Here is a 10,083-nt window from a genome sequence, read left to right as displayed (position 1 = left end):
CTTTTTTTGTTATATACACCAGCCGTTGTAGAGATGTGGCGTGCCGCATCTTATCCTTTCGAAATGTGCCGGATTTTGGTTAATCCAGCACTAATTTTACGATAGCCCCGTAAGAGGGTACGTTCTTAAAAGCGTCTTGCAAAGGATATTCGCCAGCGTAGACCCGGGCACAAGTCAATACCCCGCCATGCGCGAACAGGCATACCTTTTGCAGCCCGCTTTTGCGAAGCTCATTCAAGAAGTCGCTAACCCGGTCGTATTGATCTTGTAGGGATTCACCGTTTGGAGTCGGGTTATTAACCCAATCCTTAAACCAAGCCTCTGAGCGGGGATCGGAGGATAGCTCATTCCATGACTTCATTTCCCACTCCCCGAAATTCACCTCCTTGATACGGTCTTCTCTCTCCGCCTCCGGAAAGCCGCAATAATTAGCTAAGCGCACGCAGCGGGTAAGGGGACTTGTCCAAACCTTATCGAACGTATGATCGCTCAAGCCTTTTTTTACCTCTTCCGCCTCTTCCTCGAAGGTCGGTTTCAATGGAACATCGGTTTGCCCGTAGGCGTAGCCGGCGGGAACATCGACAGAGGTATGTCTGATTAAATAAATCTCCATAATTATATAGTTTGATAGATGATCACGAAACCCATATAGAAGCTTAACTCACAAAGAAGAAAAGTCGCTCCACAGCAGTCTCCCGTATATCCTTGTATCTTTCTCTTCATGAAAGAGGTGAGGAAGTACCAAGTGATAACCGGGAATATACCCGCTAGTAAGTAAACAGGTTGGGGAAGCCATAATAACGGTAAGAAAGCACAAATGATGCTAAATACATATTCTCGAGAGGTCATTCGGCTATATACGGTCTTGTTCTTGGCTTCCTCCTCTTTCCTCGCGTAAGGCAGGCGATTGATGATCATGCTGGAGACGCCTTTGCAAAAAGGATCTCCAGCCAGTATGGCACATCCCGCTAGCTCGATCGGGAGACTGCTTACTAGTAGGTAGAATAGTCCGAAGTAGAAAATCAGTCCGATTACCCCATAGCTACCTATATGCGAGTCTTTCATGATCGCCAATATGCGTTCCCGGCTCGTGCCGCCGCCGAAACCGTCGAAGAAATCCGCCAGCCCGTCCTCATGCAGGCAGCCGGTTATCAGCAATCGGGTAATCATGGCGCATAAGATCGCCACGGATGGCGGAAGAATCAAGGAGGTAGCGTACAATACCAATACCGACAAACCAGCCGTCAGCCAACCGACCAACGCCCAATGGCTCACGATATTCTTGAAACAGGCCGCCGGAACCTCCGCCAACCGCCAGAACGGTAACCGAGTAAAGAATATAAACGCAGCGAGTATCCGCAACATATCAGAAATATTTGGTGATTGCCGCTTGCTTGAAACTATGCATCTCGTTGATCATGCGAACGGCGGAGTCGAGTATCGGGTAAGCGCATACCGAGCCGGAACCTTCTCCCAGCCGTAGCCCTAGATCGAGCAATGCTTTCGCCCCCAAGAAATCCAGTACCCGTTTATGCCCGGCCTCGTCGCCGCAATGCCCGAATACGCAATACGATTGCATCTCCGGATATAAGCGGGAAGCCACCAATACGCAATTCGTCATGATAAAACCATCCACGAGGATAATCATCTTCAGTTCGGCGGCACGCAACATGCCTCCTACAGCCATAACCATCTCATACCCTCCGAAGTAGCGCATTACATCCAAGGCGCTTCCATCCCCCTTATAATTCTCCAACGAGCGTTTCAGTACGTTGTATTTATGCCGTACGCCCTCGCTGTCCAGTCCACTACCGGCCCCCACACAGTCGATCAATGGGATTTGTGTGAGGCAAGTCATCCACATGCTGGAAGCCGCCGTATTCCCGATACCCATCTCTCCGAAACTGATCACGTTACAGCCTTCGTTGTAACAATCCGTCACGATATCGGCTCCGTATTGAAGGGCTTTCTCCATTTCCTCCACGGTCATGGCCGCCTCGTGAAGAAAGTTACGGGTTCCTCCCTTGCGCACCTTGCGGTCGATAAGTTGGGGGATAACGGGGAAATCGAAATCCACGCCGCCATCCACGATCTTCAACTCAAACCCATGCTGGCGGGCAAGGTAGCAAACTCCCGCTCCTCCGTTCAAGAAATTATGGATCACTTGGCGAGTTACCTCCTTGGGAGATTTGCTTACGCCCTCGTCGGCGATGCCGTGATCCGATGCATAGATTACGTTCACGGGATGACGCAAGACAGGCGATAAGGTTTGCTGGATCAATCCCACTTGCAGGGCGAGCGCCTCGAGCGTTCCCAATGAGCCTTTCGGCTTTGTCAGATTATCGATCTTGTCTTGTAAAGCGGCCTCCAGCCCTTTGTCCGGGGCCTCGATGTGAAATTGTATCATGATAGTAGTATTTTATATAAGTCGTTGTTCTTATTCCTTGATCTTGACGGGGATTCCGCTGACCATCAAGACAACCTCGTCCGCTTTAGAGGCAATATATTGGTTGAGCCAGCCTTGCATATCGGTAAATTTACGTTGCACCTCGTCTATCGGCACGCCTCCCATACCCAGCTCGTTCGTCACGAAGATCAGGTAGGCATCTTGCCGGGAGAGTTTATCGAACTCCGCTTTGAGGAGGGAGAGAGATAATTCCACGTCGCTTTGATTGTCGAAGAAGAAGTTAGTCCCCCAAAGGGTTACGCAATCGATCACCACGACACGACCGGTAAGATCGTGGCGGCTCAAGTATTTCTCTTCCTCTATATTGGTCCACTCGGGGCCACGGTCTCGCTGGTGGCGTTCTACCCGCTTCCGGAACTCTTCGTCCCAGATGCGGGAGGTAGCTAGGTAAACCGGGTTGGGCGACAGCGATAAGGCGAGCCTCTGTGCGTACCCGCTCTTGCCGGACCGCTGTCCTCCAGTCACTAAGATCACTTTCTTACTCATCGCCTTCGTGATTCCTGTTTTTCCGGTGGGCGGCACGTTTAGCCTTGTTGATCGGATTGTTCTTGCTCGTCTTCCGAAGGGCGGCCGATTTCGGGTTGGCGGCGATCCGCTGCGCCACCGCCGATTTGCTCAGTGCCTTTCCGAACTTGGGGCGTAAGGCATCCCGCAATAACTTCTCCTCGTCGGTAAGCTTGGCGGTCTTGGATTTCCAGCCTCCCACTTTCTGCGCCTTACGGGCGGCAGCGTATTTATTGAACTTTCCGAACTTCTCCATTTTAGCGCCTTCACGGCCTCCCTTGTTCTCGGGTTTCGCTTTCCGGAGCGTGCCGAGTAATTCTTTTTCTTGCTGCACCTCCTTTTTCTCCTCCTCTTGCAGGCGGATATATTTCTCTACGTTCAAGCGTTCACCGTCCACCAATACGACATCCTCCGCCGTGACCTTCTGGCCTACGTGCGGTTGCTTGCCGTTTACGGTTACCCGTTCCATCTCGATGAAATTGTCCGCTTCCCGGCGTGAGCAAACACCGGCTTCGCTTATCAGTTTGTTTAATCTAATTTCCATATTATTAATATTATATTATTAGTAAAATAAGGGTGACGATCACACCCATCAACAGTTCCGTATTACTATTCACTTGAATGGCGATACGCATATCCTCGGTCGTGAAAGGCCTCGCGTTCGTTCCGATATAAGGCTTCTCCACCGGTTTGCCGAAATAATCGTGCGTCCCCCCGAACTGGCAGTCCAAGACCGCCGCCAAGGCCGCTACTCGATAACCGGACCCGCCGCCAAGGCCGCTTCTGGATAACCGGAATTAGGGCTTGCGTGTTCAGGGCCGAAACGCCGTACGAAATCCCTTTTCCCCCAATTATTGGAGACAAGCAACATCAAATAGGCCGTGAGGCGGGCCGGGATGTAATTGGCGATATCGTCGATTAGCGCCGCTATCCGTCCGAACTCTAGGTAACGCTCATTCTTATAACCGATCATCGAGTCCAGTGTATTCACCATCTTGTAAGCCATCATCCCCGGCAACCCCAGCAGGGCGAACCAAAACATCGGGGCGATCACGCCGTCGCTCAGGTTCTCGGACAAGGTCTCCAACGCCGCCGCCCGTATCTCTTGCGGCGACAGGTTCGAGGTATCCCTCCCAACGATCCGCGCCACTTGCCGCCGTCCTTCTTCCGTGCTACGGTCCACGGCCTCGAACACCGCCTTCACTTCCTTAATAAGCGTCTTCCCGGATAGGCAATAAAATACGCCGACAGCCGTCAGCAACCCACTGAACTGCGGATGTATGATCCAAGCCCACGACAATATCCTCTCGCAGATTAAATACACGCCAAGGATAAGCATGACTGCCAGTATACCGCCTTTTAGGACCCGCTCGGAGCCTTTATTCAACTCTTTCTCTCCGGCGCTGATCGCTTTGCCAAACCATACGATCGGATGGGGCCAACCTTCCGGGTCTCCCAGCAACCGGTCGGATAACCAACCGCCCAAAAAGGGCACGATCTTGAGTAAATTGATAGAATGATGTAACCAATACATATTGAATGTCATTGAAGGAACAAACTTAGACAAAAAAAAGAACATAAGGAAGTGGTAAGCGATTCTTCATCACACATTAGGCGAAAGAAACCTACATTTAAAGGATTTCGAGCGTAGACTTTCATATTCTATCAGCTGTTGTATGATCATCCACCATCCGTTGCATGATCTTCTAACAGTTGGTGGATGATCATACAACGGATGGTAGAAGATGAATAGGTACGGAGAAAACGGCTAAAGGATGCCTTTAGAAGCCTTAAATCTTCGGGAAGGGAGGGCTTGATATACGGGGGATTTCTTTCAATTTTGTATTTATTAACAAGAAAAGCGTTCTTACGGCCGGTTATTATTACTTTATTTGCTCCCACCGTATCGTGAAAGGAGTTAATCGAGATGACAGATGAAAAATCCATTTTAGAACAATTTGCCGCTGGAAATCATACCGCTTTCCGGGAATTGTTCATGCGTTACCATCTGAAAGTCTATTATTTCGTGCTGGGACTCGTGAAGTCCGAGAGCGATGCCGAGGACTTGACCCAAGAGATTTTCCTAAAGCTTTGGACGCATCGGAGTCGTTTCACGGAAGTGAGGACGTTCGGTTCCTACCTCTATGTGCTGGCGAAGCATACGGCGTTCAATTATATCGAATCCCGCCGGGTGAATCTCGTGAGCTTGGAGAGTGCTTCGGAGGAAGACGAGGAGCGAAGTACGCCTTATGAGGATTTAGTCGCTAAGGATTTGCGATTGTTGGTGGATATGATTGTAGAGACCATGCCGCCACAGCGGAGGATGATCTACCGGATGAGCCGTAATGAGGGATTGTCGAACACAGAGATTGCCGAGAATTTACAACTCTCAAAAAAGACCGTGGAAAAACATTTGAATCTAGCGTTAAGGGAATTGCGGAACGTAGTATTGACTTTCCTTCTTGTTATGATATGTTAATGAATTGAGGGTAAAGTGAGAAAAGTAGGTCCTATAAACAAGATAAAATAGAAAAGCAGGAATGAGTCCTATAAAAAAGATATTAAAATACTTTTTCCATCATTCGTTCTCCGGGGAGATGGTGGATCGGGTACATCAACGATTGGCGGAGCCGGGAGACGAACGGGAAAAGGAAGAGGTTTTACGGGAGATCTGGAATGAGATCGGTTTTCCGGAGGCGGATAAACGAAGCGAGATGGCTTTCACCCGGTTGGAGAATACATTGGACGTGAGGCCCCGTCCCTGTCTGCGTATCCCGGCATGGGTGCGTATCGCCGCTATCTGGCTGATCCCTTTGTTGTCGTTGGGTGTTTCTTATTATCTATATAGAGACGCACGGGATGTCAGGCAGCTCGCTTTTATGGAGCGGTTCGTACCTTCCGGCAAGCGGGAGCGGATCACCTTGCCCGATGGTAGCGAGGTCTGGTTGAATTCCGGTACCTTGCTGCTTTATCCATCCGACTTTATCGGGGATAAGCGAGAGATCTATCTGGTGGGAGAGGGATATTTCAAGGTGCGAAAACGTCCTGAGCAACCTTTCATTGTGCGGACGAAAGCGATGCGGGTACAAGTGTTGGGTACCGAGTTTAATTTATCCGCTTACTCGGACCAAGAGAAGATAACGACAACCTTGGAGGAAGGTTCCTTGAAGATCCTTCCTGATGATCCCTCGGTGGCTCCATGTATATTGAGTCCTAACGAGCAGCTTGTCTACATCCCTTCCCGGGGAAAGGTGAACGTGCGGCAGGTGGTGGGCTCGGATTACTCGGCATGGAAAGAGGGAGGCTTGTTGTTTAACAACGATTCTTTCGAGGATATTTTAAAAACCTTGGAACGTGTCTATAATGTGAAGGTGCATTTGCGTACCTCCGCTTATCATTCCAACCGGCTTACGATCCATTTCAATAAGAATGAGTCATTGGTGAACATCATGATGCTGCTCAAGGAGATAGTACCTGGTTTAGAGTATCAGATCAAAGAGGATGGAGTCTATATTGATTAAAATGTATATTTCTTAGTCTTCTTTTAAAAGTGAAAGTATATATAGAAACGAGTGTGTTTACCAATTAGAAGTAAAAACTTTATCTCACTGTTTGTTTGTCGAGCTGAACAATAGATACGAGCTTTCGATAAACAGTTTGGTGTTTGTGTCCTTTGGAATTTCTATTACTCAATGTTCTGTGTTTTACATTTGTTAACTTTATTCTGTTAGGTGTATCCTTCGTATTCCTTGTCCTAATAACGAGTACGTACTATAGAAGGAAATATAAATGTTTAACTAAAAAATCTAATATCGCATGAACAGGAATAAATCTATATGTATCACTATTCTTTGTTTGAGTCTTGCTATGGTTCGGAGTTTGCCTATTGATGCGCAAAAAGTGACATTTCATGACGGTTTTATCTCTTTAAAACAAGCATTTGAGAAACTAGAGTCAGTCTCGACTTATAAGATAGCCTATAATGACAGTCAATTGGATGTGTCGAGAAAGGTCTTGATGGATCAAAAAGAAATGGAAGTCTTGTTGGCCTTATCGCAATTGTTAAAGAATACGGGGTACACATATAAGACAAATGGAAATTACATACTTATTGTACCGGAGAAAGCGGATGATACCACGAAAGACAGAAAAAGAGTATCGGGTGTGATTGTCGATAACCAAGGTATCCCTGTGATTGGTGCAAATGTTGTGGAGAAGGGGACTGCAAACGGAACTATCACTGATATTGATGGGAAATTCACGTTAGAGGTAAGCGGTAATGCTACTCTTCAAGTCTCATATATCGGCTATAATACGCAAGAATTATCGGTCTCAGGAAAGACCGATTTCTCCGTTAAACTTGGCGAGGATACGCAAGCTTTAGACGAGGTGGTCGTTGTTGGATATGGAACACAAAAGAAGGTAAATCTGACGGGAGCGGTGCAAAGTATTTCTAGTCAGGATTTAACGAAGCGAAACCTTTCCAGTTCATCTCAAGCCTTACAAGGCTTGATACCGGGTATGGTTGTTACCCAAAGTTCCGGAGCTCCGGGAGCGACGGCCTCCATCCAAATCCGAGGAACGGGATCGATCAATTCAAATAGTGAGCCTTTGGTATTGATAGATGGAGTTGAGGGGGATATGAACTCTGTCGATATGAATGCGATAGAGTCTGTCTCTGTATTGAAAGATGCTGCATCAGCGTCGATCTATGGATCTCGTGCCTCTAATGGTGTCATTTTGGTGACAACCAAAAGGGCTAAAGAAAATAAATTATCGGTCTCTTATAATGGTTATGTAGGTTTTCGTACGCCTACCTCGACTCCTAATCCCGTAGATGCGGTCACTTATATGGAGGCTATCAATCAAGCGTGCGTTAATAATAATCAAGCCCCTCAATATTCGGAAGAGGTAATTAATGCCTATAAAACTTCTGGGGCAGATAATATTCATAGGTATGATACGAATTGGAAAGATTTAGTATTTGATGAAATCACGTTAACACATAATCATTCACTTAGTGTTAGTGGTGGTAGTGATGTGTTAAAGACATTTGTCAATGCTTCCTATAATTATGAGGATGGTTTAATACCAAATAATTCGTTCAAACGTACTGCTATTCGTTCAAACACGGACGTTAAGCTAACAGAGTGGCTTAGGGCGGGTTTAAACCTGAATATCCGTAGAAGCATTCAAAAAGACCCGACGAGTGGAACAAATAATATTATAAATAGTACGTTGCGTTTTACACCTCTTTTTGGGGCTGTTAATAATGATGGAACTTGGGGAAATGGCCAAAATGGTATCAATCCGTTAGCGCAAGCGATTGATGGTGGGGTTAAGGTCGTAGATAATAATGATATAGATGTAAAAGGAACTCTCGCTTTGACACCAATCAAAGGTATGGAGATCTTGGCCAGTTATGCCAGCAGGCGGTATGAGAATAAACAAGATAAGTTTCAGAATACCTATGATACTTATGAGGGTGGTAATTTTATCATGACTTATCCTACGACTAAATCTAGGTATGAGGAGTGGTATCAGTTGATTAAGAACCAGTTTAACGCTCAGGTGACTTATGAAAATACTTTCAATGAAAGGCATTATTTTAAGGGCTTTTTGGGATTTCAAACCGATGAGTTCAAAAATAAGTCGTTTGGTGGTTCACGTAATAATTATTACTATGATGGCTACGAGGAAATGAATCATGGGGATGCCTCTTCCTCTATGGTTAATGGTAATAGTTCTAAATTGACTATGATGTCATATTTCGCTCGCTTTAATTATACTTTTGCGGACAAATATTTAATCGAACTTACCGGACGTTACGATGGCTCATCAAGGTTCACTGCTAAAAATCGCTGGGGATTTTTTCCTTCAGTGTCTATTGGATGGCGAATATCAGAGGAACATTTCTTCGATCCATTAAAAGATGCGATTGATAATTTGAAGATCCGTGCTTCGTATGGTTCTTTAGGAAACCAAGACCTCAAGGACTATTATCCATATGCGTCTGTATTAGCCTTGGATGCCTCGTATTGGTTTGGAGATAGTAAAAATTATACTACAGGAATTTATTCCAATGCGTTGTCTAATCCTGAAATCTCTTGGGAGAAATCACAGCAGTTTGATTTTGGATTGGATATTACCGCTTTTAATACCCGTTTGGATGTGACGTTTGATTATTACATCCGTGAAATTAGCGATATGTTGCAACAATTTCCCGTGACTTATGCGGTTGGTTTGACTTCTCCATGGGAGAATGCGGGCAATATGAGAAATAACGGTTGGGATTTAAGCGTGATGTGGCATGATCGGATAGGAAAAGTGAAATATAACATTAGGGCTATGTTATCCGATGTAAAAAATGAGGTGACGGATCTGTATGGAAATAAGTATATTAATGATAATAATACGACACAAGAGGGATTCCCTATAAGTTCTTGGTATGGATATGTGGCTGATGGATATTTCCAGTCTAAAGAGGAGATTAATAACTATCCAGTTTATGGGAATAATAAAGATAATGTAAAGCCCGGATATATAAAATATAAGGATATTAGTGGCCCTGAAGGGGTACCTGATGGCCAGATCACAGATGCGGATCGTACGATTATCGGTGATCCACAACCACGTTATTCTTTTAGTCTGAATCTAGGTGCGGAATGGAATAACTTTGACTTTAATGTGTTTTTACAAGGAGTGGGTAAACGGGATATATTCTTTAACGGAGCAGGAGCAAGGCCGTTTTGGATGGGAGGTACTGTTTACGAACATCAGTTGGATTCTTGGTCTGAAGAGAATCGAAATGCAGAATATCCTTTATTATTGATTGATGGTTCAGGCGGAGGAAACATGAATAATATTCCTTCTTCTTTTTGGGTAAAGAGTGGGGCTTATATGCGTTTAAAGAACGTGAGTGTAGGTTACTCATTGCCTAAGAATATATTAGGTAAATCAGGGCTTAGTAATGTGCGATTTTATCTAAGCGGCCAAAATCTACTCACAATAGCAAAAGGATATAAAGGATATGATCCTGAAGGTGATGTATCATCTTATTATCCGGTTACTCAGGTTTATACATTTGGTGTCGATATAAAATTTTAAAGGAA

8 protein-coding genes and 1 pseudogene are annotated in these 10,083 nt (G+C 45.6%); 3 read left to right on the top strand and 6 right to left on the bottom strand.

Features of this window, described 5'->3' with window-relative positions; translation table 11 throughout:
* Positions 1-79: 79 nt before the first annotated feature.
* The 6 genes and pseudogenes from cobC to cbiB all read right to left on the bottom strand — a co-directional run bounded on the left by cobC (position 80) and on the right by cbiB (position 4,517).
* Positions 80-613 (bottom strand): alpha-ribazole phosphatase, encoded by a 534-nt coding sequence (gene cobC / locus QVP94_RS04920; protein ID WP_005855050.1) that lies wholly within the window; start codon positions 611-613, stop codon positions 80-82.
* Between the two features lie 2 nt (positions 614-615).
* Positions 616-1,365: an adenosylcobinamide-GDP ribazoletransferase gene (locus QVP94_RS04915; protein WP_022192100.1), complete on the bottom strand. Its 750-nt coding sequence runs from the start codon at positions 1,363-1,365 to the stop codon at positions 616-618.
* Position 1,366: 1 nt separating this feature from the next.
* Positions 1,367-2,407: a nicotinate-nucleotide--dimethylbenzimidazole phosphoribosyltransferase gene (gene cobT / locus QVP94_RS04910; protein WP_005865457.1), complete on the bottom strand. Its 1,041-nt coding sequence runs from the start codon at positions 2,405-2,407 to the stop codon at positions 1,367-1,369.
* A gap of 30 nt (positions 2,408-2,437) precedes the next feature.
* Positions 2,438-2,953, bottom strand: a complete 516-nt coding sequence (locus QVP94_RS04905) for a bifunctional adenosylcobinamide kinase/adenosylcobinamide-phosphate guanylyltransferase (protein WP_022192099.1) — start codon at positions 2,951-2,953, stop codon at positions 2,438-2,440.
* Complete coding sequence (locus QVP94_RS04900) at positions 2,946-3,515, bottom strand: S4 domain-containing protein (protein ID WP_022192098.1); 570 nt, start codon at positions 3,513-3,515, stop codon at positions 2,946-2,948. The genes QVP94_RS04905 and QVP94_RS04900 overlap by 8 nt, the downstream gene beginning before the upstream one ends.
* Before the next feature lie 10 nt (positions 3,516-3,525).
* Positions 3,526-4,517: pseudogene (cbiB, locus tag QVP94_RS04895) on the bottom strand (adenosylcobinamide-phosphate synthase CbiB).
* A 381-nt stretch (positions 4,518-4,898) separates the two neighbouring features.
* Between cbiB and QVP94_RS04890 the strand changes: the two are divergent.
* From QVP94_RS04890 to QVP94_RS04880, 3 genes are all read left to right on the top strand, one after another.
* On the top strand, positions 4,899-5,450 hold the full coding sequence (locus tag QVP94_RS04890; protein ID WP_005855064.1) for an RNA polymerase sigma-70 factor: 552 nt from the start codon (positions 4,899-4,901) through the stop codon (positions 5,448-5,450).
* A gap of 61 nt (positions 5,451-5,511) precedes the next feature.
* Positions 5,512-6,492: a FecR family protein gene (locus QVP94_RS04885; protein WP_005855066.1), complete on the top strand. Its 981-nt coding sequence runs from the start codon at positions 5,512-5,514 to the stop codon at positions 6,490-6,492.
* Between the two features lie 295 nt (positions 6,493-6,787).
* Positions 6,788-10,078, top strand: coding sequence for a TonB-dependent receptor (locus QVP94_RS04880; RefSeq protein ID WP_005855068.1), 3,291 nt, complete (start codon positions 6,788-6,790; stop codon positions 10,076-10,078).
* The last annotated feature ends 5 nt before the right edge of the window (positions 10,079-10,083 follow it).

It is taken from the genome of Parabacteroides sp. CAG:2 (assembly GCF_000436315.1).
Classification (GTDB): Bacteria; Bacteroidota; Bacteroidia; order Bacteroidales; family Tannerellaceae; genus Parabacteroides; species Parabacteroides distasonis.
This window is presented reverse-complemented; position numbering and strand designations above follow the sequence as displayed.

Coding starts and splice junctions, on each gene's coding strand:
- QVP94_RS04890 (WP_005855064.1), top strand. CDS start 4,899: ATGACAGATGAAAAATCCATTTTAGAACAATTTGCCGCTGGAAATCAT.
- QVP94_RS04885 (WP_005855066.1), top strand. CDS start 5,512: ATGAGTCCTATAAAAAAGATATTAAAATACTTTTTCCATCATTCGTTC.
- cobT (WP_005865457.1), bottom strand. CDS start 2,407: ATGATACAATTTCACATCGAGGCCCCGGACAAAGGGCTGGAGGCCGCT.
- QVP94_RS04915 (WP_022192100.1), bottom strand. CDS start 1,365: ATGTTGCGGATACTCGCTGCGTTTATATTCTTTACTCGGTTACCGTTC.
- QVP94_RS04880 (WP_005855068.1), top strand. CDS start 6,788: ATGAACAGGAATAAATCTATATGTATCACTATTCTTTGTTTGAGTCTT.
- QVP94_RS04905 (WP_022192099.1), bottom strand. CDS start 2,953: ATGAGTAAGAAAGTGATCTTAGTGACTGGAGGACAGCGGTCCGGCAAG.
- QVP94_RS04900 (WP_022192098.1), bottom strand. CDS start 3,515: ATGGAAATTAGATTAAACAAACTGATAAGCGAAGCCGGTGTTTGCTCA.
- cobC (WP_005855050.1), bottom strand. CDS start 613: ATGGAGATTTATTTAATCAGACATACCTCTGTCGATGTTCCCGCCGGC.